The sequence below is a fragment of the Brachybacterium sp. GCM10030268 genome, from assembly GCF_042666305.1.
Taxonomy (GTDB): Bacteria; Actinomycetota; Actinomycetes; order Actinomycetales; family Dermabacteraceae; genus Brachybacterium.
This window is the reverse complement of record NZ_JBHTCW010000012.1, coordinates 35,511-59,384: the sequence shown is the minus strand read 5'-3', so window position 1 is coordinate 59,384 and position 23,874 is coordinate 35,511. Positions and strand designations below refer to the sequence as shown.

The following is a 23,874-nucleotide window of genomic DNA, read 5'->3' as shown; positions in this document are numbered from 1 at the left end:
TTTTCCGCGGCGTTTCCGTCTCAGCCCTTCGTCGCTCCCGCGGTGAGGCCGCCGACGATGAAGCGCTGCAGGAGCATGTACAGCACCAGGATCGGCACCACGGCGATGAGGATGCCCGCGGCCAGCCCTGTGTAGTTGGTGGCGAATTGACCCTGGAAGTTCAACAGGCCCAGAGGGATCGTCCGGTTGCCCTCGGAACTCAGCAGTGACAGGGCCAGGAACAGCTCGTTCCAAGTCGCCACGCCGTCGAGGATTCCCACGGTGATGATCGCCGGGATGGACAGCGGGACCACGACGCGGAAGAAGATGCGGGCGTCGCCCGCGCCGTCCAGACGTGCCGCTTCGAGCAGATCATCCGGGACCCGCCGGAAGAAGGACTGCAGGATGAGCACCTGCAGCGGCATGCCGAACGCGATGTACGGTGCCATGATCCCGAGGATGCTGTCAGTCATGCCTGCTGAGCGCAGCATCGTGAACAGGGGCACGATCGCAATGTAGATCGGCACCGTCATCCCGAGCACCACTACGAACAGCACCGCGTTGCGGAAGGGGAACTCGAGCTTCGCGAGGGAGTACGCGATCAGCGAGGCGAACACGACGCCGAGCGGCACTTTGACCAGCAGCAGGATCAGACTGTTGCGATAGGCCGTGCCGAACTGCCCGGCATCCCACGCCTCGGGGAAGTTGACCAGGGTGAACTCAGAGGGCCAGGACAGCGGCCCGTGCGAGATGAAGTCGGCCAGCGGCCGCAGCGACGTGGTCACCAGGAGCAGCAGCGGCGCGATCCAGAACAGGGCGGCGACGGCTATGGCGGCGCTGACCGCGAGGCGTCCCGTCGGGCGGCCTCGCCCGCTGCGGGTGGCCTTCCCGGTCGGGACGGTGCGGCGGGTCGGGGACACAGTCGTACTCATCAGTTCCTCACCTGCGATCGGACATAGGGGACGCCCACCCCGACGGCGACGACCGTGATCACCACGGCGATCGCGGTGCCGTAGCCGGCGTTGAAGTACTGGAAGACATTCGCGTACATCCACGTGCCCATGACCTGCGTGGCGTACCCAGGGCCGCCGTAGGTCATGGCGTAGACGAGATCGAAGACCTTGAACGACTCGATCACCGACAGCGCCAGCACGATGTAGTGGGTGTCCTTCAGACTGGGGAAGGTGACTCCCCAGAAGCGCTGCCACCGGTTCGCGCCGTCGACCTGAGCCGCCTCGTAGAGCTCGCTCGGGATGCTCTGCAGTGCGGCCAGGTAGAGCAGCATGGGGAAGCCGGTGCGAACCCACACGGCGGGAACCATGACTGCCCAGATCGCGGTCGAGTCCTGGCCGAGCCAGCTCTGGGCCAGTGCGTCCAGGCCGACGGCCGAGAGGGCCGTGTTGATCGCTCCCTCGCTGGGGTCGTACAGCCAGGCCCAGATGCTGGCGATCGACACCAGGGGCAGCACGGCGGGGGTGTAGAAGATCGTGCGGAACACCGGTGACGTGCGGGAGCTGCGATTGAGCAGCACCGCCAGGAACAGACCCAGAGCCATGGGGAGCACGATGGTCACCAGGCACCACAGCAGATTGTTCACAGCGGCGATGCCGACGACCTTGTCATTGAGCATGGCGGTGTAGTTGTCCAGCCCGACGAAACTGCGCTGGGGGGAGAGCCCGTCCCAGTTGGTGAAGCTGGTCATCATCGCTGAGATGACTGGCCAGACCAGGAACACCAGGTAGAACACCAGGCCGGGCAGTGCGAAGGTCCACGGCACCCACGGGCTGCTCCGTCGAAGGGGGCGTTGTCGCTCGCTCCCGGGGCGCCGGGACGAACGGGGCTCGTGCGGCACGAGAGGAGCGGCGGAGGCGGCGGTGGTCATCGGGAATTCCTCCAATCGGTGAGGACCTGCTCCATCTCTCTCGCGGCATCCGGTGGCGAGGTCGAGCCCTGCAGGACTCCTGACTGGACTGCGTAGTAGCTGTCCGATTGCGCCTTGGGCAGCGCCTGGTCCTGGATGGTGTAGATCGGGCTCTCGGTGCGGATCCGGCTCCACTGCGCGCTGAGAGGGAACTCGTCCTCATCCGGTGGGGCGGCCAACGTCGCCGAGGACGTGTTCTGCAGCGCGCGCTGGACGTCGGCCTGCATGAGGAAGTCGAGCATCTCGGCCGCCTCGTCGGGGCGGCTGGAGGTCTCGGAGATCATGAAGCCCTCGACGAACCCGGAATGGCGCACCACGTCGTGGTCCGTGGGAAGAAGGAACGTCGTGAAGTTCTCCGGAGGCTGGCCCGAGGGAACGATGTTGCTGGCCTCGATCCAGGGCCCGCTCAGGGTGTATGCGGCCGTGCCCTGGACGAAGGTCATCTCCGCATCGGCCGGGTCGATGCCCAGCGCCCCGGGCGCGATCCATTCCCGGTCGGCCCAGGTGCGGAACAGATCGAACGCCTCGACCACCTCGGGCCGGTCCCAGCTCTCCTCCGCCAGCAGCAGCGCATCGTGCAGCTGAGGTCCGGCGGTCACCTCCAGCAGATACTCGAACAGGCGCATGATGTGCCAGCCGTACTTCCCGCCCATGCCGGCTGGAGTGACACCGATGTCCAGGACCGCGTCGTTGAGCTGTTCGAGCTCGTCGTACGTCGTCGGGATCGCGGCGCCTGCGTCCTCAAGGATCGTGGCGTTGCACCAGGCGCCGATGGAGGAGATCTTCAGCGGGACGCCGTGGCGGTGGCTGGCGAACGTCATCCCCTCGACGCCCGGTTCGCTGAAGATCTGCTCCCAGCCGTACTGCTCGTAGTACTCATCCAGATTCAGCACCAGCCCTGCGTCGACGAAGGGCCCCCCGATCATCCCGCCCCAGATGCGCCACACATCAGGTGCGTTGCCCCCGAGGATCCGGGTGCGGAGCTTGTCGGGGAACTGGGCCGCACCCGAACCGGGCACGGTGTCGAGCGAGAACCGTGTCCCGCCGGACTCCTCGAAGGCGTTCAGCTGCTCCTGCATGAGTCCGGCCTCGGAGACGTCGTCGTAGGTCAGCAGGGACATCGCTCCGGTCGCTCCGGTGGCGCCGACCCCGCTGCCGCAGGAACTGAGGCCGACGGCGGGAAGTGTCAGCGCGCCGCCCAGCACCGCCCGCCGGCCGACGGATGGGAGCGCATGCGCTGTGCGGGTACTCATGAGGCGCCCTTGTCGGACGCCGCGAATCGCCGCAGCTTCGCGAAGAAGTCCTCGAGCAGGTAGCGGGTGTCGAACTGCTCGCACACCCGCACCGTGTGCTCCAAACCCGGGACCATGCCGCCCTCCTCGCCGAATAGCGGGGCCGGCACAGTGCGTACGACGGCACCGGACGGATTGAGCATGAGGCCGATGGCGGGGGAGTCACCGAGGGATCGGTGCTCCATGGGTTCCTGGGGCCACGTGGCGTTCCATTCCTTCAACTGCCGCACGAGATACTCGCCGAGGGGGCCGCAGGGCGAGACCTTTTCGTCGAGTTCGGCATAGCCGACGGAGACCATCCGGTACGCGGTCCGAGGCACCTGCCAGAGGCGGATCCCTGATCGGAACACCACGTTTGCGGCGGCGATGTCGTTCTTCAGATTGAACTCGATGCCCTCGCCCGGCTCGGCGGTCCCATACCCCGGGCCGCCGATCCAGATCACCGTGGTGTCGGTCGAGGCGATGCTGGGATCGCGCAGCAGAGCGTCGGCCATGTTGGTCAGAGGGCCGAGAAAGGCTATCTGCAATGGTCCCTCGTCCTGCTTGTGAGCCTCGTCGATGATGAGCTGTGCGCCGTCGGATCCGATGGGCGTCTGCTCGTCGGAGAGGGCTGCGGGGGCTCCGTTGGCGACGGGGACGTCCGGCATGTGGAGAAGGTCGAGCAGCAGGTCGATCTCGGCTCGGCTGTCGAGCATGCTCGTGGACGAGCGTCCCTCCCCGAAATGTGCGGCGATCAGGCCGCGGACGTCGAGCGTCTCGGACAGCAGCGCGTGGACGATGGCGAACTGGTCGTCCGCCTCGTTCTTTGCATCGGTGTCGATGAGGACGCGGCGGGCGCGGGGTGCGGTCTGGCTGAGAGCGTTCATGAGATTCTCCTCTGGTGATCTGGGGATGCCGGCCCTGCGGCCGACGGTGGGTGAGGCAGGTCAGGCGAGCGCCTGCCAGCTGTCGAACTCGCGGAGCTTGAGGAAGTAGTCATCGACCATGAGGCGGGTATCGACGCGGGTGTACACGCGCATCGGCCGTGAGCCGGCGCGAGCGTGATAGGTGCCGTCCTCCGTGATCCCGGGCGTCGGGCGTCGCACATAACTGCTCGAGGACGGGTCCGGCTCGAAGAGCGATTGCAGAGCGGTCAGCAGCACCAGGGGCGAGTCACCGAGGACGTAGGTACCGGTACCACCGCGGCCGCGGCCCGCGACCTGCTCGACGACTTCGCGCGTCTCCTCATACAGGTACTGGCCCAGGGACCCCGTCGTTGCCACGTGCAGCCGCAGCTCGGCGTCGGAGACGAGGCACTGGCGGTAGGTGTCGCGGGCAACCTGCCAGATCGTGAGCTCCTGGGTCTCGAACACTGTCTGAGCTGCAGCGAGGTCGACCTGGAGGTTGTACTCGATCGGCATCGCATCCGGTGGCGGCACCGCGAGGTCCGGATGCTCGGCCCCGCCGATCCAGATCAAGGTCATCCGTGCGGCGATCTCCGGTCGCAGCAGCAGCGCCGAGGCGAGGTCGGTGAGCCCGCCGCCGGCGGCGTAGAACAGGGGTGCGTCGGTGTCCTCGCGGAGTGCTTCGGCGATGATCGCGTCGGCAGCCGGAGAGGGGGAAGGCGTTCGGAGATCGGGCAGGGGATGGTTCGACCCCTCGTGGACGATGTCATGGGCGTCGAGGCCCATGCGCGAGAGGACGTCGTGTGCCACGGCCGTGGCATTGCGTGCCGAGTGCGGCCCGGGGTCGAAGGGGTCTCCCTCGCGCAGATGCGAGCCGATGACGGCTCTGATGTCGACGGTCGGGGAGAGGAGGTGGTGGACGAGCTGGTGCAGGTCGTCGGGATCCCCCGAGAAGTCGTTGTCGATGAGCACCCGCGGACGGGTTCCCACCGGAGTGGACAGGGACTGCCACGGCGTCTCGCCCAGGCGCCACCGGCGCTCGGCGGGCTCGGCGGGCCGAGGGGGGATACGTGTCATCGTCGACCTCGTCTTTTCACGATGACGACGTCATAGTCGTCAACCGGTTGACCAATATCTGTGATCGATCACCGAGGCTAGCATGTGATCGATCGCATGCCCAGTGGGTGGCGCGGATTCCTCTCCGGCCATCCGCGCGACGACGAAGGGACTACACGTGAGCGCTCCGCGGATACCGACGGGACAGACACTCTCGCGGCCGAGGCGGCCCGGCATGGCCGATGTCGGACGGCGCGCAGGGGTCTCGGCGCAGACCGTCTCGCGGTACGTCTCGGGCTCGGGCTACGTCGGGGAGGCGACGCGGGCGAAGATCGCCTCCGCGATCGCGGAGCTCGGATATCGACCCCACCGTGCGGCCGGCAGCCTTCGGGGGCGACATTCGGGCACGGTGGGTGTGCTGACGGTCGGGGAACTCGTCCACGGCAGCACCCAGATCCTGACCGGGCAGAACCGTGGCGCCCGGGACCTGGCGCTGACCCTGCTGGTCGCCCAGGTCGAGACGGAGCCTGGGAACGAGGGCTGGCCTGCCGAGGTCCGCCGCGCCGTCGACCACTTCCTCTCCGCCCCGGTCGACGGCATCATCGTCGTGACCTCGAGGGCGGGAGTCGACGAGCTTCTCGAGGAGGCCCGGTCCGAGGTGCCGGTGATCAACCTGTCCGAGTATTCGCGTCGTGGAGCCTCCGGCGACCCGACGCACTCCTACCAGGCGGGGCTCAGCGCCACCCGGCACCTCATCGAGTGCGGCCACGCGTCGATCGTCCACGTCGGCGGGCCGCGGACCCGTACCGAGGGGCTGGAGCGGGAGCGGGGGTACCGCGATGCGATGTGCGAGGCCGGGCTCGCGCCGGTCAGCATCGGCGACGCCCGCGATTGGTCGCCCGCTCCCGGCTACGAGGCCGGGCTCGCCGTCGACACCTCCAGCTTCACCGGCGTCTTCGCCGCGAATGACGAGCTCGCTCTGGGGTTCCTCAGCGCTATGGAACGGCGTGGCCGGAGGGCGCCGGAGGACTATTCGATCGTCGGCGTCGACGACATGCCCGCCGCCCGCTACTTCTCTCCACCGCTGACCACGGTGCGTCTGGACTTCCAGCAGCTCGGCAGGGCCTCCGTGCACGTTCTCCACGAGCGTGTGCGGGAGGGCGAGTCGGTCTCGCGACCGCACATCGCCCCACAGCTGGTGGTGCGCGACTCGGCGGGCCCGCCGCCCGCGAGCTGATCGACCTCCGGGCGGTCGGTCAGGAGCGGCCCGCGGCCTGAACTCTCAGGCGGGTCCAGTCGAACGCGTCCAGATCCGCTTCGCGCGTCGGAGCGCCGTCGGCAGCGAGACGCACCGTGCGTGGGCGACCGGAGAGGTTCGCGACCAGGATCGTGTCGGTCCCCCGGCTGCGGGAGCCCATCGCCCAGAGCACACCGTCAGCACTCGTCCCGCTCAGCAGCACACCCTCGTCGAGCTCGGCGACGGCCGCGAGCGCTGCATGGACTGGCAGCGGCGTGCCCTCCGTGGTGCGGATGCCGCGCGGGCCCCACTCCTCGAAGTACGTCAGGGATCCGACGCCCGGGAGCGCGAGGGCGGCCGCGCTCGCCACGGTCCACGCGGCCAGCTCCGGAGCGGATTGCCGGGCGTCGTCCGCTCCGGTGAGCTGGGCGCCGTACCCCTCCGCCAGGTCGGTGCGGACCGGCGTTGGCGCGGCCGACGTGGCGACGTTGTTGAAGCGTGGGCGCAGGGTCACCGGGCCGATGTGCACCGGGAGGTCCGGTGCCCGTGAGGTGGCGTTCTCGGCGATGACCCTCTGCATCGCCACGGCTTCGACGAGCTGTTCTGTCTCCAGGGTGTGGAACAGCGGTGTGGTGGGGAAGACGAGCCCATCCAGATACGTCGTGTCGACCCGGTCCCACTGGCGATTCAGTTCCGTGTAGTGGGACCGGGACCCGCCGACGATCGGGGTCCGTGGAGGCAGGGCCTCCCGGAGCGCGGTGACAAGCTGCGAATCGGAGACGTGGGAGTCCGTATCGACGATGCCGACCCATCGCACATGCGCCCCGGTCAGGCCCTGGGCCACCCGTTCGATGTGTGATCGCTGCGGTGGGGACGGGCTGACCACCATCACGGAGAGATCCTCGGCCCCGAGCAGCGCGCGCTCGAGGGCGGCGGGCCACGACGGGTCCCTCAGGTCCAGCTCGACATGCCGATGGGCGGCGACCGGGTCGTGTGCCTTCGGGCCGGGGCCCGGTGCCGTCGCTGCCCCGATGGCGATGGTCGGGAGCGAACCGGAGGCAGTGAGCCGGAGGGTCTCCACCCGCGCAGGCCCGGCCGGCGCGGGTGCTGTCGGCGAATCGGAGGCGTCGGCCACGACGGTCACGCGCTGCCGGATCCGCTCTCCGGGCTCCAGGGTGTAGGGGAACGGCCGGTCCAGCGAGCGGTTGTACGTCTTGTAGGAGGCGTCGGACCAATTCCGCTGGTCCTCCATCTCGAATTCGTCGCCCTCGAGGTCCACGCGCAGCGCGATGCTGTGATCGCACCATGCCAGCGACGCGATTCCGCGGGCGGGCTGATGTGGGCTGATGGCGACCGGGAACCGCAAGCGCTCGACCTCGCCGTCCGCATGCCTGACCTGCAGGGGCTCCCCGGCCAGGGACGGCGGATGGAGCACCACGAGACCGGTACGGTTCGTGTGCGAGCGCGAGCGGCTCTCCGCCTCGAGGGTGACGATGAGTCGGTTCCCGCGAGCTTCGACATTCAGGCGTCCCGCGAGGTCGACGCCGCGGTCGTCGATGTCGAGGTCGATCGTCAGCGTTGATGCCTCGGAGGTCATGCGGGGCCGAGCTGGCCACGCCGTCTTCCAATCGGCGTCGCGAGCGACCGCACGGATCCCGCGCAGGATGAGCTTTCCGTCGCAGCGGACATCTGCCAGCTCATCGCCCCGCACGTCCAGGGACCAGCGCCCGGCGCTCCAGCGCCGACCCGAGGGTACCGGGCCCCATGCCGGAGAAGGGATACCTGGCGTCGGGTCTGGCGGCGCGGTCATAGCGCGGTCATGCCTCCGTCGACCGCGAACAGCGAACCCGTGGCGAAGGCGCCGTCCTCGCCGGCCAGGAAGACCATGATCCCTTCCACGTCCTGCGCGGTTCCCGGCCGGCCCAGTGGGATCCTGCTGGTGATCGCGGAGCGCTCCTCCGCGTTCGCGGAGATCGTGGAGACGAGAGGGGTCTCGGTGTAGGCGGGGACGACGGTGTTGACGCGAATCCCGTCGGCGGCGTACGCGGCCGCGACGGTGCGGGTCAGTCCGTGGATACCGGCTTTCGTGGTGCTGTACGCGGTGAAGTCGTTGCCCTCGCCGGTCAGGCCCGTCGGACTGCCGGTGACGATGATGGAGCCGCCGCCGCGTCGCAGCATCGAGCGGACCGCGTGCTTGACGGTGAGCATCGTGCCGGTGAGGTTTACCGTGACCGTGCGCTGCCAGACGTCCAGGTCGAGCTCGGCGATCTTCGCGTCCTGTCCGAATAGCTGGACCCCCGCATTCGCGACGACCACGTCAGGCGCCCACCCACTCGACTCCAGTTCCGCGAAGGCGCGCTCCAGCCCGGGCTCGTCGGAGATGTCGACGGCGAGGGTACGGACGCGATCGTCCCCGAGATCCTCAGTGAGGCTCGTCGTGGTCTCGGCAGCGGCCTCCGCGTCACGGTCGGCGACTACGACCCGAGCGCCTTCCCGGGCGAACCGGGCGGCGACGGCCCGTCCGATGCCGGAGGCGGCCCCGGTGACGAGAGCGGTGCGGGAAGCAAGGCGTGGCATCAATGGATCATCCATTCCAGGCGGTCAGCGGTGCGGTGCTGCGGTGCACGAGCCGGTCATCGGCCAGGCCGCTGCCGCCAGTGTGCCCAACCGGTTGACCAATTGGCAAGCACGTAGCGCATTCCGGGGAGCGAGCTACCCGTCAGCCACGTCCACCCACGCCCGCTCGGCCGCGGACCGCACGATCGCCTCGCACACCTCGGCGGCGTGCACCCCGTCGGCCGCGGACGGCGCGAGCGTGGTCCCGGACGTCACGTCGGAGAGGAAGCGGGCCGCCTCGATCGCCTTGAGGTCGTCGAAGCTCAGCGGGATGCCGGGGCCGGGCTGGAAGCGGGCGTACTCGCCGTGGCCGGCGCCGGTGAGCACCGTGGTGTAGCCGTGCTCGAGGCCGCCGTCGCCGATCATCACCTCGAATTCGTTCATCCGGGTGAACGACCAGCGGGCGGAGCCTTCGGTGCCGTACAGCTCCAGGGCGTAGTCGCTGCGGTGGCCACGGGCCACGCGGGAGGACTCGAGCGTGGCGTGGGCGCCGCCGGACAGTCTCGCCAGTGCGGCCACCCAGTCCTCGTTGCCGACCGGGCCGCGCTCCTCGCCGATCTCCATGCCGCCGTGGCCCACGCCTGCGGAGGTCGGGATCGGCCGTTCGGGGATGAACACGTCGGTCATGGCGCTGACCTCGGTGATCTGCTGGCCGGTGACGTAGCGGACCAGGTCGGCCCCGTGGGAGAGCAGGTCCCCGATCACGCCCGCCCCGGCCTTGGCCCGGTCGTAGCGCCAGGTCAGCGGCCCGTCGGGGGAGGAGGCGTAGTCGGCGTACAGCCAGCAGCGCACGTTCGTCACTCGCCCCAGCCGGCCGGGGCCGACCAGCTCGCGCAGGTGCGCGATCGCGGGCGCGTGGCGGTAGTTGAAGCCGACGGCGGTGGCGACCCCGGCGTCGTCGGCCGCCTCGCGGATCTCGCGGGACTGCGCCGCAGAGACGCCCATCGGCTTCTCGATCCAGAACGGCGTCCCCGCCCGGGCGGCGGCGAGGGCGAGGTCGCGGTGGAGGAAGTTCGGCGAGCAGATCGAGACGGCTTCGACGTCTGGGTCGGCGAGGACCTCGTCGATGTTCTCGGCCGCCCGCTCGAACCCGAGCTGCTCCGTGGCCGCCTGCTGGTTCGCCGGAAGCGGGTCGGCCGCCGCCACCAGCCGGGGCCGCACGCCGAGCTCGGGGAAGCGGGCGGCGATGCGCTGGTAGGACGTGGCGTGCAGGCGGCCCATCCAGCCCAGGCCCACGACGCCGACGCCGATCTCGCGCGGGGTGCTCATGCGTCGATCATTCCCCACCGATCACTCCCCGCCGAGCTCTGCGAGGATCCGCTCGCGCATGCGCACGTTGATCTCGTCGGCGTGCTCCTCCCAGCCGAAGACGCACACCGTCACCGGTCCGTCGTACTCGCGCTCGCGGAGGTAGGCGAAGGCGGCGTCCCAGTCGATCTCGCCGTGGCCGATCTCGTTGTGCTGGTGGATGCGGGCGTCGACCCCGGGCGGGTTCATGATGTACCGGTTGCCCACGTTCGCCGTGTGGTCGAAGACGTCGGCGATGTGAAGGTGTGCCAGGCGCTGACCGGCGTAGTCCATCATCTCGCGCGGGTCCCGGGCGCCGCGGCCCAGGTGGAAGGCGTGCGGGAAGCAGAACTCGTAGTTCAGCCAGTCGCGGTCCACGCCGCGGATGATCTGCACGGCCCGGTCGTTGTCCTCGACGAAGTCGTAGGGGTGCGCCTCGATCGTGCACTCGATCCCGTACTGCTCGAACACCGGGCCCAGCTGCTCCATGGACCGGTAGAACTGGTGCTCGCTGCGCCGCGGCTCGTTCGGGTCCCCCGAGAGCTCGGTCGCGATCAGCGGCACCTCGAGGGCGTCGGCGATCTCCAGCAGCCGCCGCCAGTTGCGCACCTGCGCCTGTCGCTCCTGCTCATCGGTCGCCGCCCAGTCGAAGACGGGGTTCAGCGCGTGGATCCGTACCCCGGTCTCCGCCATCGCCTGCCTGACCTCGGCGATCTGGTGACGATCGACCTTGGGGTAGTGGTGCCACTCGTGGAAGTCGGCTCGCGGGGACAGCTCGAGGTAGCGGTAGCCGAGCTCGGCCGCCTTGTGCAGCTCCTCGGCGACCGACAGCTGCGGGTGGTACATGCTCGGATCCAGCAGCACCTTCACCATGGCTCAGCGCACCCCCAGGCCGCAGTCGGCGAGGAACTCGCGGGTGGCGATCGCGTTGGGCAGCGGCAGGGACGGATCGCAGGGGTAGAGGTCCTGCTCGCAGATCACGTACAGCTCCCGGTCGAAGGTCGCCAGCTTGGCGACCAGGTCCTTCATGTCCGGCAGGCCGGCCGGCGGACGCACCGAGGCACCCTTGGCCACGGCCTCCCCGAACGGCCAGTCCTTCTCGTGCGCCTCACGCGTGAGGTCGGGGTCGAACGCCTTGATGTGCACGTAGCCGATCCGCTCGGGGTACTCGTCGATCATCGCCAGCGGATCCCCGCCGCCGTAGACGATGTGGCCCGTATCCAGGCAGAACGAGACCAGCTCCGGGTCGGTCGCCTCGAAGATCCGGGCGATCTCCTCGGGGGTCTCGATGTGGCTGTCCCCGTGGGGGTGCAGTACCATCGTCAGCCCGTAGTCCTCCTTCAGGAGCCTGCCGAGCCGGTTCGCGTTCTCGACGTACAGCCGCCAGGCCTCCCCGGTCAGCTCCCGCTGGTCGGTGAACTCCCAGGTCTTGTCGTCGCGGTACAGCGGCGGCAGGTGCACCATGTACTCGGCGCCGACGGCCGCGTGGGTCTCGGCGATCGCCCGGAAGGTGCGCTCGGTCTCGGGCCAGGCGTCCTCCTGGTGCAGAACGCCCCAGCCGGTGCCGGCCACGACCCGGAACCCGTGCTCGTCCATGACGGACTGCAGCTGCTTCGCATCCTGCGGGAAGTACCCCCAGGGCCCCGTCTCCATCACGGAGAACCCGGCTTCGGCCATCTCTCCCAGCGCGGTGCGCCACGGGATCTGCTTCTCGTCCTCGGGGAACCACACGCCCCACTGGTCGGGGCACACCCCGATGGTGAGATTGTCGTACGGCGGCTCGGGGTTGCGTGAGCGGTCGGTGGGGCCTGCGGGAGCAGCGGTCACGGCGATGATCTCCTTCGGTCGGGAAGCGGGGCGGCGGTGGGGGAGGCGCCGGTCAGTCGTGGGTCGGGAAGCTCATCGAGCTCTCCAGGTGCTCGTCCTGGTGGGGCCAGCGGGTGGTGATCGCCTTCTGCTTGGTGTAGAAGCCGACGGCCTCGGGGCCGTGGGCGTGGTGCTCGCCGAACAGCGAGTCCTTCCAGCCGCCGAAGGAGTAGTAGCCCACGGGCGTCGGGATCGGCACGTTCACGCCGATCATGCCCACCTGCACCTCCTCCTGGTAGCGCCGCGCGTAGTGGCCGGACCCGGTGAAGATCGCGGTGCCGTTGCCGAACGGCGAGGAGTTCACCAGGTCGAGGGCCTCGTCGAAGTTGGGCACGTGCATGACCACCAGCAGCGGGCCGAACACCTCGTCGGTGTAGGTGGGATGGGTGCGGTCCAGATCGGTGATGACCGTCGGGCCCACGAAGTTCCCGTTCTCGTACCCCTCAACCACCAGGGAGCGGCCGTCCACCAGCACGGTGGCACCGGCCTGCTCGGCCTCGTCGGTCATCCGGATCACCCGGTCGCGGGCCTCGGCCGTGATCACCGGCGGCATATCGGTCTCGGGGGAGTCGCCGGGACCGACGACCAGCTTCTCCGCCTCGGCCCGGATGGCCTCGAGGAAGGGCTCGTGCGCATCACCCACCGTGACCGCGACCGGGACGGCCATGCAGCGCTCGCCGGCGGAGCCGAAGGCCCCCGAGGCGATCTGGCCGGCGGCGAAGGCGATGTTCGCATCCGGCATCACCACGGCGTGGTTGTTGGCGCCGCCGAGTGCCTGGACGCGCTTGCCGGCCGCCGTGGCGGTGGCGTGGACGTGCTTCGCGATCGGGGTGGAGCCGACGAAGGAGACCGCGGCGATGCCGTCGTGGGTGCACAGCGCATCGACCGTCTCCTTCCCGCCGTGGACGACCTGGAAGACGCCGTCGGGCAGCCCGGCCTCCTGGTAGAGCCGGGCGACGATGTTGGAGGCCGACGGGTCGCGTTCGGAGGGCTTGAGGAGGAAGGCGTTGCCGGTCGCGATGGCGATCGGGTGCATCCAGAACGGCACCATGGCCGGGAAGTTGAAGGGGGTGATGCCGGCGACGACGCCGAGCGGCTGACGCATGGTGTGGGCGTCCACGCCGCTGGAGACGTTCTCGGAGAAGCCGCCCTTGAGGTCCTGGGTGATGGAGGTGGCGAACTCGAGGGTCTCCAGACCGCGGGCGATCTCGCCCTTGGCGTCACCGAGGGTCTTGCCGTGCTCGCGGGTGATCGCGGCGGCGATCTCGTCGGTGTGCTCGAGCATCAGCTGGCGCATCCGGTAGAGGATCTGGGTGCGCTTGGCCAGGGAGACCCGGGCCCAGTCCCGCTGCGCGGCCGCGCCCGCCCGTACCGCCTCGTCGACCGTGGCAGCATCGCCGAGGTGCAGGGTGCCCACCTCCTCGCCGGTGGCGGGGTTCAGGATCGGCTGGGTGGAGCCGGTTCCGGCGCTCTCGCGCCCACCGATCCAATGGGTGATCTCGTAGCTCATGCGAATCTCCTGGTGCAGTGAGGGTGGCCGACGGGGCGGTGTCGCCGGTCAGAGGTAGTGGCGCTGCGGGGCGAGGTCCGCCTCGTACTCGGCGCGGGCGGCGCGGGTGGAGTCCAGGCGCGCGGTGGCCGAGACCGGCACGTCCCACCAGCCGCTGCCGGGCGGGTGCGGGCCGTACAGGTCGGTGTTGACCACGATCGCGGTGGCCCGCGTGCGCGCCGTCGCCCGGCGATAGGCCTCCCGGAAGGCGTCGGTGCTGGAGACCTCGTCGACCTCCAGCCCGTACGAGCGGATGTTCGCCGGAATGTCGAAGGGCAGCTTCTCGCCGTCGAGCAGACCGGTCTCCTTGTCGCGCAGGCGGTACTTCGTGCCGAAGCGCTGGGAGCCGTGGGACTCCGACAGCGAGCCGATCGAGGACCAGCCGTGGTTCTGGAGGATCACGAGGATGACCTTGACGTCCTCGGCGACGAGGGTGGCGATCTCCTGCGGCGCCATCTGGAAGGTGCCGTCGCCGATGATCGCGACCACCTCGCTGTCCGGGGCGGCCATCTTCGCGCCGAGCGAGGCGGGCAGCTCGTAGCCCATGCACGAGTAGCCGTACTCCAGGTGGTACTGCAGCGGGGACCGTGCGGTCCACAGTGCCTGGAGGTCACCGGGCATGGAGCCGGCGGCATTGAGGAGGATGTCCTCATCGCCCATCAGCTGGTTCAGGGCGCCGAAGATCTCCGTCTGCGCGGGCAGCTCCTGGTCGTGCGGCGCGAAGCAGGGCGCGATCCGCTCCTCCCATTCGCGGCGCAGACGCGCGGCGTTCTCGGCGTGCTCGGAGGGCGCCTGCCAGCCCTGCACGGCCTCGGTGAGCGCCTCGAGGCCCGCGCGGGCGTCGGCCACGACCATGGTGGCGGCGTGCTTGGCCGCATCGAACGCCTTGACGTTGAGGTTCACGAAGCGCACGTCGGGGTTGCGGAACGCGGTGTGCGAAGCGGTGGTGAAGTCGGTGTACCGGGTGCCGACGCCGATGACGACGTCGGCCTCCGCGGCCAGCGCGTTCGCGGCATCGGTGCCGGTCGCCCCGACGCCGCCGACGCTGAGGGGGTGGTCCCCGCTGATCGCGCCCTTGCCGGCCTGGGTATCGGCCACGGGGATCGAGGTGGCCTCGGCGAACGCGGTCAGGGCCTCGCTCGCCTCGGAGTAGATGGCCCCGCCGCCGGCGACGAGCAGCGGCCGACGGGCCGAGCGGATCACGGAGACCGCGCGCTCGAGCGCCGCCGGTTCCGGGACGGGCCGGGCGATGTGCCAGGTGCGCTCGTCGAAGAATTCGACGGGCCAGTCGTGGGCCTCGGCCTGCACGTCCTGCGGTAGGCAGAGAGTCACCGCGCCCGTCTCGGCGGGATCGGTGAGCACCCGCATGGCGGCCAGGGCGCTGGGGATCAGCTGCTCGGGGCGCCAGATGCGGTCGAAGTAGCGCGAGACGGGCCGGAAGGCGTCGTTGACGCTGACGTCCATGGCGCGCTCGTCCTCGAGCTGCTGCAGCACCGGGTCCACGGCGCGACCCGCGAAGATGTCGCTGGGCAGCAGCAGCACGGGGATCCGGTCGATGGTGGCCAGGGCGGCGCCGGTGACCATGTTCGTCGAGCCCGGCCCGATGGAGGCGGCGCAGGCCAGCAGCTGACGGCGATTGCGGGTGCGCGCGTAGGACACGGCCGTGTGCACCATGTTCTGCTCATTGCGCGACTGGTAGTACGGCATCGCGGCCTCGTCCTTGGCCCCGTCGCCGCGGGCGGGGTCCGTGGCGTTCTGCAGCAGTGCCTGGCCGACGCCGGCCACGTTCCCGTGCCCGAAGATGCCGAAGGTGCCCGGGACCAGGCGCTCGCGGATCCCATCGCGCTCGCTGTACTGCGCGGCGAGGAAGCGGACCAGGGCCTGGGCGACGGTCAGGCGCACCGTGCCGGCGGCGGTCGAGGTGGGGACGCTCATGCTGCCTCCGAGGAGAGGGTCGGCACCGTCGGACGCGAGCGGTTCGAGCGCGAGCGACTCGACGGTGAGTTCGTATGGGCCCAGCATGCCGATCGCGACAGGCTGTGTCAATACTTTGTCATGACAAGGCGTGCGACGACTCGTGTGTCCTGGCTCTTCGCCCGCCCGACCTGCAGGGACGGTCGGACCGGCCCTCCGCGGCGGGATTCTCGCGACAGGGGCGCCGGTGCAGGATCGCAGGGCGGAGGGCGAATCCGGGGGTACCGTTCCGGCCGGGGGTCGTGCTAGCGTCCCGCATGTTCGTCCGGATGCACCGTAAGACCGGACAAAGCGACTGCGGTTCGATACACCGTGATGACATGGCGGTCATCGTCCGATCGGTCCGCAGTCGATGTGCACAGCCCGCAGCCACCCCGTCGTACCGCTCCGACGCCGTCGCGGCCCCGATCCGCATCGTCGTCACACGGTGCCGCTCCCGGCACCGGACCGGCCCCGCGCCGGACTCACGTTCCGAGGAGGGAGCATGAGCTCACAACCCACCGCGGCCTCGCCGCGCATCCCGGACCTGGTCGAGCAGACCCCGCCGTCAGGCAAGAGGCGCCCGATCGCCCTGCTCGCCGTGGTCGCGTGCCTCGGCGGCTTCCTGTTCGGCTACGACACGGGCGTCATCTCCGGCGCCCTGCCGTACATGTACATGCCCACCGAGGCCGGCGGGCTCGGCCTGAACTCGGTGGAGGAGGGCCTGGTCGGCGGGATCCTCCTGCTGGGCTGCGCCGTCGGCGCCGTGGTCGGTGGCAGGCTCTCGGACCGCTACGGGCGCCGACGCAACATCATCTGGCTGGCCATCGTGTTCTTCGTCGGCGCCGTGGGATGCGCGCTGGCACCGAACATCTGGCTGATGTACCTCGCCCGCTTCGTGCTCGGCCTCGCCGTCGGCGGCGCCTCCACCACCGTGCCGGTGTACCTCTCCGAGTCCGCGCCCAAGGAGCAGCGCGGCATGCTCGTCGCGGTCGATCAGCTCATGATCGTCACCGGCCAGTTCGCCGCCTTCGCCACCAATGCACTCATCGCGGGGGTCCAGGGCGGCCCGACCGCAGTGGTCGAGAACGACCCCAGCGGTGCCCACCAGGCCGGCGAGAGCGTCTCGTGGGACGTGCTGGCCGGTATCGGCGGTGTCACCGTGGCCGACGGCAACGGTCACGCCTGGCGGCTGATGCTGCTGATCTGCTCGATCCCCGCGATCGCCCTGTGGATCGGGATCCGCATGATGCCGGAGTCCGCCCGCTGGCACATCCGCCGCGGCGAGATCCGGGAGGCCATCGGCTCGCTCAAGCGGATCCGTGTGCCCGGCCGGCACGACGTGGCGGCCGAGACCGCGGAGATGGTCGAGAGCCACCGGCTCGAGCAGAAGCGGCAGAAGCTCAGCCTGGGCGCGGCGTTCCGGATCCCGTGGCTGCGCTCGATCATCATCTTCGGCGGCGCGATCGCCGTGCTCCAGCAGCTGACCGGCGTGAACACGATGATGTACTACGCCCCGCGCGTGCTGATGGCCGCCGGATTCGACTCGCAGGCCTCCATCATCCTCAACGTGTTCACCGGCCTGGCCTCGGTGGTCGGTGCCGCGGCGGGCCTGTTCGCCCTGCGCCGCTTCGGCCGCCGGCAGGTGCTGCTGGTCGGTCAGGTCGTCCTGACGCTGTCGCTGCTGGCGATGACCGCGATCTTCCTGCTGGGGATCAACCCGTACCTCACCGACACCGGGGCCGTCTCCGAGGACATCCCCACCTTCGTGCCCTACCTCGTGGTGGTCGTGATCGTCCTGTTCATGCTGGGCATGCAGTCCGGCCCCGGCCCGGTGGTGTGGGTGCTGCTCTCGGAGATCTTCCCGAACGCGATCCGGGGCGCCGCGACGGGCTTCGCGGTCATGCTCATGTGGCTGGCGAACATGACCGTCACCTTCCTGTTCCCGGTGCTGATGGACGGGATCGGGCCGGTGCTGACCTACGCCATCTTCGCCGCGGTGAACATCTTCGCGGTCATCTGGTTCCTCCGCCGCGTGCCGGAGACCAAGAAGTTCACCCTGGAACGCCTCGAGTGGGAGTTCCGGGAGGCCGGCGGAGTGATCCGTCTACGCTGACAGCACCGCAGCCGATGCACATCTTTGTCTGGACAAAGCGCGTTCCCGATGGTTCGATGGAGGCATCGAGAGGCGCGGCGGCCCGGACCGATCCGCCGCCGCCCGTCCGACACCGCCGTCGACGCAGTGCTGGACACAGGCAGCACCGCAGCACACGCAGCGCAGACAGGCGCAGGCAGACATGGAGCACCTCATGGCAGCACCCGACCTCGACATCATCACCTTCGGCCGCAGCGGCGTCGACCTCTACCCGCTGGAGATCGGCAAGGGCCTCGAGGACATCACGAGCTTCGGCAAGTTCCTCGGCGGCAGCCCCACCAACGTCGCCGTCGCCGCGGCCCGCCTGGGCCGCAGCCCTGCGGTGATCACGGGCGTGGGGAACGATCCCTTCGGCCGCTACGTGGTGGGCGAGATGGAACGGCTCGGCGTCTCGGGACGGTTCGTCGTCCGCAACGACGAGCTGAACACCCCCATCACCCTGTGCGAGATCTTCCCGCCGGACGACTTCCCCCTCTACTTCTACCGCCGGCCCAGCGCCCCGGATCTGCAGGTCGCCCCGGAGCATCTCGACCTCGACGCGATCCGGGCGGTCCCGCTGTTCTGGTTCTCGGGCACCGGACTGTCCGAGGAGCCCAGCCGTTCGTCCCACCTCGCCGCCCTCGAGGCTCGTGGCCGCACCACCCACACCGTCTTCGACCTGGACTATCGCCCGATGTTCTGGGCCTCGCCGGAGGACGCCCGAGAGCACTACCGCGAGGCGCTGAAGCACACCACGGTCGCCGTCGGCAACCGGGAGGAGTGCGAGGTCGCCGTCGGCGAGACCGATCCGGAACGCGCGGCCGACGCCCTGCTCGAGGCCGGCGTGCAGATCGCCATCGTCAAGCAGGGCCCCAAGGGCGTGCTCGGCAAGACCGCCGACGAACGCGTCGTGGTCGCCCCGAATCCCATCACCGTCATCAACGGCCTGGGTGCCGGCGACAGCTTCGGCGGCTCCCTGTGCCACGGCCTGCTGGCTGGCCAGGACCTCGAGACCATCCTCACCCGCTGCAACGCTGCCGGCGCCATCGTCACCAGCCGCCTGGAGTGCTCGACTGCGATGCCCACGGGCGAGGAGATCGACCTGCTGCTGGGCGGCGGCGACCCCAATCACGGTCAGACCGTCGAGCAGATGCTCACCGCGCTGCGCAGTCGCGGCGTCGCCACGGGGGAGCAGCCCGCATGAGCACCGACGTCGACCGCAGCACGGAGTTCGTCAGCACCTACGAGGACGTCACGCGGGTGCGCCTGGAGGATCCGGGGCGCATCGCCCGCCTCGCCGCCGCCCGTCGCCGCCGCACCGTCGCCGACACGGGCGGGCGCCTCATGGTGATCGCGGCGGACCATCCCGCCCGCGGTGCCCTCGGCGTCGGCCCCCGCCCCGACGCCATGGCCAGCCGCACCGAGCTGCTGGACCGCATGCGCGAGGCCCTCGCCGTGCCCGGCGTGGACGGCGTGCTCGGCACCGCCGACATCCTCGAGGATCTCCTCCTGCTGGGCGCGCTCGAGGACAAGGTCGTCTTCGCCTCGATGAACCGGGGCGGCCTGCAGGGCGGATCCTGGGAGATCGAGGACCGCTTCACCGCCTACGACGCCCCCTCCATCAAGGCCTCCGGCTTCGACGGCGGCAAGATGCTCACCCGCATCGACCTCTCCGACGACCGGACCTCCTTCATCCTCGATGCCAGCGCCAAGGCCGTCACCGACCTCGCCCGGCACGAGCTGATCGCGATGGTCGAGCCGTTCATGTCCGCCCGCCGCGACGGCAAGCTCGTCAACAACCTCTCGCCCGAGGCCGTCATCAGGTCCATCCACATCGGTCAGGGCCTCGGCGCGACCAGCGCCTACACCTGGCTGAAGCTGCCGGCGGTGGAGGACATGGAGCGGGTCATGGACGCCACCACCCTGCCGACCCTCATCCTCGGCGGCGACCCGGTCGACGCCGACCCCGCGGGCCTGCGCGCCACCTGGCAGAGAGCGCTGGACCGGCCCAACGTCCGCGGGCTGGTCGTCGGCCGCACCCTGCTCTACCCGGCCGACGGCGATGTCACCTCCGCAGTGCGCGCCTCGGTCGAGATGATCCGCTGAGAGAACGGAGCCCCCATGACGCAGCTGCACATCCCCGCCCGCTCCTCCGGCGAGGGCCGCTACGACACGGTGATCGATCCCGGCCGGCGCGAGGGCTGGCACCACACCGGCCTGCGCGTGCTCGCCCTCGGCCCGGGTGAATCAGAGGCCTATGCGGCCGACGGCGTCGAGGTGATGGTCGTGCCGCTCAGCGGCGGCTGCCAGGTCACCGTCGAGGGCACGACGCACACCCTGCGCGGCCGCGAAGACGTCTTCGCCTCCGCGACGGACGTGCTCTACGCCCCCGTCGGCTCCCACCTGGAGATCTCGTCCGAGCGCGGAGGCCGCTTCGCCGTGACCGCCGCCGTCGTCGAGGCCGACGCGGCCGGCGGCCATCCCGTCGCCCTGATCCGCGCCGAGGACATCCCCGTCGAGATCCGCGGCGGCGGGAACATGACCCGCAAGGTCCGCAACTTCGGCGCCGCCGGCGTGTTCGACGCCTGCGACAGCCTGATCGCCGTCGAGGTGATCACCCCCGGCGGGAACTGGTCCAGCTACCCCGCCCACAAGCACGACACCGCCTCCGAGAGCGAATCCGCGCTGGAGGAGATCTACTACTACGAGATCCAGCCCGCCCCCGGCGGGAGCGCCGGCTTCGGATACCACCGGAGCACCGCCAGCGACGAGCGCCCCATCGACGTGCTCACCGAGGTCCGCGCCGGGGACACCGTGCTGGTCCCGCACGGCTGGCACGGCCCGTGCGCCGCCGCCCCCGGGCACGACATGTACTACCTCAACGTCATGGCCGGCCCCGAGGCCGAGCGGGCGTGGAAGATCACCGACCATCCCGACCAGACCTGGGTGCGCGGCACCTGGGCCGACGCCGGGATCGACCCCCGTCTCGAAGGAGAACCCCGATGACCCCGCAGGAGACCCAGCAGGATCTGCCGCGCGACCTCCGCATCGGCGTGATCGGCGTGGGCCGGATGGGCGCCGATCACGTCGAGCGCATCACCCGCCGCACCAAGGGCGCCCGCGTCAGCGCGATCAACGACTTCCGGCGGGAGACCGCCGAGCAGGTCGCCGCCGCCGCGCCCGGTGCACGGGTCGTCGACTCGCCCGAGGAGCTCATCGCCGCCGACGACGTCGACGCCGTGCTGATCACGAGCCCCGGCCAGTTCCACCGCGACCAGGCCATCGCCTGCATCGCCGCCGGCAAGCCCGTGCTGTGCGAGAAGCCGCTGGCGATGAACCCGGCCGACGCCTACGACGTGGTGCGCGCCGAGCACGCCTCCGGGCAGCGGTACGTCTCGCTGGGGTTCATGCGGCGGTTCGATGCCGAGTACGCCGAGCTCAAGGACGCCCTGGAGGCGGGAGAGGTCGGCACCCCGATGCTGCTGAACTGCAAGCACCGCAACGCCGAGGTCCCGCCCGGGTTCACCGATGCCCACATGGTCTACGACTCCGCCGTGCACGAGATCGACGCGATCTCGTTCTTCCTCGACGAGCCCGCGACCTCGGTCCAGACGATCATCCCGCGCAGCACGGAGAACGCCCCCGAGGGACTCCACGACCCGATGCTGCTGCTGTTCCGCACCGCCTCGGGCGTGGTGGTCACCGACGAGCTGTACGTGAACACCGGCGCCGGCTACGAGGTGCGCACCGAGGTGGTCGGCTCCCGCGGAACTGCCACCATCGGCCTGGACATCTCCCGCGTCACCACTCAGCAGCCCGGCGGGACCTGGGGAGGTTCCGTGCCCGCCGACTTCCGGCCCCGCTTCGTCGCGGCCTACGACGCCGAGGTCCAGGCCTGGGTCGATGCGATCGCGGTCGGCACGAACATCGCCGAGCGCTCCGCGACCGCCTGGGACGGGTATCTCGCCGCCGCCGTCTGCGATGCCGCCGAGAAGTCGCTGACCAGCCAGGACGCCATCGACGTGCAGCTGGAGGCGCGTCCTGCGTGACCGTGGTCCCTATGCTGGAGTCCCTGGACGGTATGTCGTGACATGCCTGCGAGCACGAAGGAGAGACCCATGGACACCGGAAGCACCGAGGTGAGTCCGTTCGTCCTGGACCTCACCGTGGACCGCGACAGCACCCAGCCGCTGTACCTCCAGCTCGCCTCCGCGATCGAGGACGCCGTGCGCACCGGAGGCCTGCCCCCGGGCAGCCGCCTGGAGAACGAGATGGCCCTGGCCAAACGGCTGGGGCTCTCGCGCCCGACGGTGCGCCAGGGCATCCAGGAGCTCGTGGACAAGGGCATGCTGGTGCGCAAGCGCGGGGTGGGCACCCAGGTGATCCAGGCCCCCGTGAACCGGCAGGTCGCGCTGACCTCCCTGTACGACGACCTGCGCACCGCCGGGAAGGACCCCCGCACCGAGATCATCGAGTACCGGATCGGCCGCCCGTCGGTCGAAGCGACCGACCGGCTCCAGCTGCGCCCCGGCGAGCAGGTCCTCGACCTGCTGCGCGTGCGCTATGCCGACGACGAACCCCTGGCCGTCATGCGCAACACCCTGCCCGAACGCATCGCGCCCTCGCGGGAGTCGTTGGCCGCCACCGGCCTCTACGCCTCCCTGCGCGAGATGGGCGTGATCTCCGTCCTCGCTCAGGAGCGCATCGGCGCCACCACCGCTGACGAGGAGCACGCCGAGCTGCTGGACGAGCAGGTCGGCGCGGCCCTGCTGACCATGGAGCGCAAGTCCTTCGCCAATGACGGCGGCGTCGTGGAGTACGGGTACCACGTCTACCGCGCCTCGCGGTACTCCTTCGAGGTCACCCTCGTCGACTCCTGAGAGGCCGGCGCACGGGCAGCGGGCACGCCACACCCCGGCGAGGAGGCCGGGGTGAGTTCAGGCGGCGCGTGAGTCGCCCTCCACGGTCTCGGCGAGGGAGGCGAGGGAGGCCTCGAGATGATCGGGGCCGACGGCCGGCATGCCGCCGATGGCTGCGGCGACCTCCGGTGGGGTGGCGCTCCAGTCGTAGGTCAGGCTCACGCGAGTGCCCTCGGCGACGGGCTCGAGATCGTAGCGCCAGATCCATCCGCCGCCCTGCAGCGTGCCGTCGGCGCCGTACTGGGACGGCTCCCAGGCGATCGCGCGCTCCGGCTCCAGGAGGGTCACCAGGTTGTGCATCTCGTAGCGCCCGCCCGCGTTGACGTGGAACATCTCGATGCCGAACACCTGGCCCGCCGCGGTCAGCCGCTCCGGAGCCCCGTCCAGGGCGCCTCGCACCCAATCCGTCGGCTCCGTCTCGTGGTGGCGGGAAGGGTCGGTGAGCAGGGCGAAGACCTCGCCGGGCGGGGCCTTCACCACGCGGTGGGCGACGAGGCGGACCTCGGCGTCGCCATGCTGGCCGCGCTCGGCCTCCGGCGTGGTGGATGCCTCTGGTGTGGTGGGGGCGGTCGGTGCGGCGGTGGGCTCGGTCATGACTCGTTCCTTTCCAGGGGTGTGGCGGAAGACCAGCGCGTGTAGGTGACGCCGGTGGCGAAGGAGCGGTGCTCGGTGAGGCGAAGGCGCTCACGGTGGCCGTCGGGGAACAGCCGCCGGCCGCGTCCTTGGACGTAGGGATAGGTCCACAGGCAGTACTCGTCGACGAGACCGGCGGCGATGAGGGTGTGGCTGAGCGTGATGCTGCCGGTCAGGGAGATCGATCGACCGGATCGCTGCGTGAGCTCCCGGACCGCGGCGACGGGGTCGGTGTCGATGATCGTGGAGTTCTGCCATCCAGGGTCGGTCATGGTCGTGCTGACGACGTACTTGGCGAGGGCGTTGAGCTCGTCGGTGATCCCCGTGGTGTCGTCGCTCTGCTGGGGCCAGTACCCGCGGAAGTCCTCGAACGTCTGCCGGCCCAGCACGATCGCATCGCATTCGGCGCTGTCGCGCTGGGTGAGCTCGAGCATCTCGGGGTCCTGCTCGCTGGGGTCGAACCAGTCATCGAGCATCTCGACCGAGCCGTCGGCGGTCATGTTCTGGGTGAGGATCAGCGAACGCATGGCGCTCCCGGGGCGGGGCCC

General features: G+C 70.0%; 21 protein-coding genes. 7 read left to right on the top strand and 14 right to left on the bottom strand.

From position 1 onward, the window contains the following. Nucleotides 1-20: 20 nt before the first annotated feature. The 5 genes from ACFQRD_RS14605 to ACFQRD_RS14585 all read right to left on the bottom strand — a co-directional run bounded on the left by ACFQRD_RS14605 (nt 21) and on the right by ACFQRD_RS14585 (nt 5,153). On the bottom strand, nt 21-911 hold the full coding sequence (locus ACFQRD_RS14605; RefSeq protein WP_377018112.1) for a carbohydrate ABC transporter permease: 891 nt from the start codon (nt 909-911) through the stop codon (nt 21-23). Then, nucleotides 911-1,756 carry a carbohydrate ABC transporter permease gene (locus ACFQRD_RS14600; protein WP_377018113.1) on the bottom strand — a complete coding sequence of 282 codons (846 nt, stop codon included), beginning with the start codon at nt 1,754-1,756 and terminating at the stop codon, nt 911-913. The genes ACFQRD_RS14605 and ACFQRD_RS14600 overlap by 1 nt, the downstream gene beginning before the upstream one ends. 101 nt (nt 1,757-1,857) lie before the next feature. Then, nucleotides 1,858-3,153: an ABC transporter substrate-binding protein gene (locus ACFQRD_RS14595; RefSeq protein ID WP_377018114.1), complete on the bottom strand. Its 1,296-nt coding sequence runs from the start codon at nt 3,151-3,153 to the stop codon at nt 1,858-1,860. Further along, nucleotides 3,150-4,058: a nucleoside hydrolase gene (locus tag ACFQRD_RS14590; RefSeq protein ID WP_377018115.1), complete on the bottom strand. Its 909-nt coding sequence runs from the start codon at nt 4,056-4,058 to the stop codon at nt 3,150-3,152. Before ACFQRD_RS14590 ends, ACFQRD_RS14595 begins: the two co-directional genes overlap by 4 nt. 60 nt (nt 4,059-4,118) lie before the next feature. After that, a complete protein-coding gene (locus tag ACFQRD_RS14585) occupies nt 4,119-5,153 on the bottom strand; it encodes a nucleoside hydrolase (protein WP_377018117.1) in 1,035 nt (344 codons plus the stop codon). Between the two features lie 214 nt (nt 5,154-5,367). On the opposite strand from ACFQRD_RS14585, the gene ACFQRD_RS14580 reads away from it, so the two are divergent. After that, nucleotides 5,368-6,369 carry a LacI family DNA-binding transcriptional regulator gene (locus ACFQRD_RS14580; protein ID WP_377018118.1) on the top strand — a complete coding sequence of 334 codons (1,002 nt, stop codon included), beginning with the start codon at nt 5,368-5,370 and terminating at the stop codon, nt 6,367-6,369. Nucleotides 6,370-6,388: 19 nt separating this feature from the next. Here ACFQRD_RS14580 and ACFQRD_RS14575 read toward each other — a convergent pair whose 3' ends face one another. From ACFQRD_RS14575 to iolD, 7 genes are all read right to left on the bottom strand, one after another. Beyond that, entirely contained in the window at nt 6,389-7,966 is a 1,578-nt protein-coding gene (locus ACFQRD_RS14575) for a hypothetical protein (RefSeq protein ID WP_377018119.1), read from the bottom strand. Nucleotides 7,967-8,175: 209 nt separating this feature from the next. Continuing rightward, nucleotides 8,176-8,946 (bottom strand): SDR family NAD(P)-dependent oxidoreductase, encoded by a 771-nt coding sequence (locus ACFQRD_RS14570; protein ID WP_377018120.1) that lies wholly within the window; start codon nt 8,944-8,946, stop codon nt 8,176-8,178. Between the two features lie 135 nt (nt 8,947-9,081). Further along, entirely contained in the window at nt 9,082-10,254 is a 1,173-nt protein-coding gene (locus tag ACFQRD_RS14565) for a Gfo/Idh/MocA family protein (RefSeq protein ID WP_377018121.1), read from the bottom strand. A 21-nt stretch (nt 10,255-10,275) separates the two neighbouring features. Further along, entirely contained in the window at nt 10,276-11,145 is an 870-nt protein-coding gene (locus tag ACFQRD_RS14560) for a sugar phosphate isomerase/epimerase family protein (protein ID WP_377018122.1), read from the bottom strand. Nucleotides 11,146-11,148: 3 nt separating this feature from the next. Next, entirely contained in the window at nt 11,149-12,099 is a 951-nt protein-coding gene (locus ACFQRD_RS14555; protein ID WP_377018123.1) for a TIM barrel protein, read from the bottom strand. A 52-nt stretch (nt 12,100-12,151) separates the two neighbouring features. Continuing rightward, entirely contained in the window at nt 12,152-13,648 is a 1,497-nt protein-coding gene (locus tag ACFQRD_RS14550) for a CoA-acylating methylmalonate-semialdehyde dehydrogenase (RefSeq protein ID WP_377018124.1), read from the bottom strand. A 48-nt stretch (nt 13,649-13,696) separates the two neighbouring features. Next, nucleotides 13,697-15,622, bottom strand: coding sequence for a 3D-(3,5/4)-trihydroxycyclohexane-1,2-dione acylhydrolase (decyclizing) (gene iolD, locus ACFQRD_RS14545; RefSeq protein WP_377018125.1), 1,926 nt, complete (start codon nt 15,620-15,622; stop codon nt 13,697-13,699). Between the two features lie 523 nt (nt 15,623-16,145). On the opposite strand from iolD, the gene ACFQRD_RS14540 reads away from it, so the two are divergent. From ACFQRD_RS14540 to ACFQRD_RS14515, 6 genes are all read left to right on the top strand, one after another. After that, a complete protein-coding gene (locus ACFQRD_RS14540) occupies nt 16,146-17,756 on the top strand; it encodes an MFS transporter (RefSeq protein ID WP_377792453.1) in 1,611 nt (536 codons plus the stop codon). A 193-nt stretch (nt 17,757-17,949) separates the two neighbouring features. After that, complete coding sequence (gene iolC / locus ACFQRD_RS14535) at nt 17,950-18,978, top strand: 5-dehydro-2-deoxygluconokinase (protein ID WP_377018127.1); 1,029 nt, start codon at nt 17,950-17,952, stop codon at nt 18,976-18,978. Continuing rightward, a complete protein-coding gene (locus ACFQRD_RS14530; RefSeq protein ID WP_377019542.1) occupies nt 18,975-19,880 on the top strand; it encodes a deoxyribose-phosphate aldolase in 906 nt (301 codons plus the stop codon). Before iolC ends, ACFQRD_RS14530 begins: the two co-directional genes overlap by 4 nt. 15 nt (nt 19,881-19,895) lie before the next feature. Further along, the gene (gene iolB, locus ACFQRD_RS14525; RefSeq protein WP_377019541.1) at nt 19,896-20,780 is read left to right on the top strand and encodes a 5-deoxy-glucuronate isomerase; all 885 of its coding nucleotides are present in this window, start codon (nt 19,896-19,898) and stop codon (nt 20,778-20,780) included. Next, complete coding sequence (locus ACFQRD_RS14520) at nt 20,777-21,823, top strand: Gfo/Idh/MocA family protein (RefSeq protein WP_377019539.1); 1,047 nt, start codon at nt 20,777-20,779, stop codon at nt 21,821-21,823. Before iolB ends, ACFQRD_RS14520 begins: the two co-directional genes overlap by 4 nt. Before the next feature lie 69 nt (nt 21,824-21,892). Continuing rightward, nucleotides 21,893-22,654, top strand: a complete 762-nt coding sequence (locus tag ACFQRD_RS14515; RefSeq protein WP_377019538.1) for a GntR family transcriptional regulator — start codon at nt 21,893-21,895, stop codon at nt 22,652-22,654. A gap of 57 nt (nt 22,655-22,711) precedes the next feature. Here the strand turns inward: ACFQRD_RS14515 and ACFQRD_RS14510 are convergent, their stop codons facing one another. Both ACFQRD_RS14510 and ACFQRD_RS14505 read right to left on the bottom strand, forming a co-directional pair. Next, nucleotides 22,712-23,287, bottom strand: coding sequence for an SRPBCC family protein (locus tag ACFQRD_RS14510; RefSeq protein ID WP_377804658.1), 576 nt, complete (start codon nt 23,285-23,287; stop codon nt 22,712-22,714). Further along, nucleotides 23,284-23,853: a dihydrofolate reductase family protein gene (locus tag ACFQRD_RS14505; RefSeq protein ID WP_377804657.1), complete on the bottom strand. Its 570-nt coding sequence runs from the start codon at nt 23,851-23,853 to the stop codon at nt 23,284-23,286. The genes ACFQRD_RS14510 and ACFQRD_RS14505 overlap by 4 nt, the downstream gene beginning before the upstream one ends. Nucleotides 23,854-23,874 lie beyond the last annotated feature (21 nt).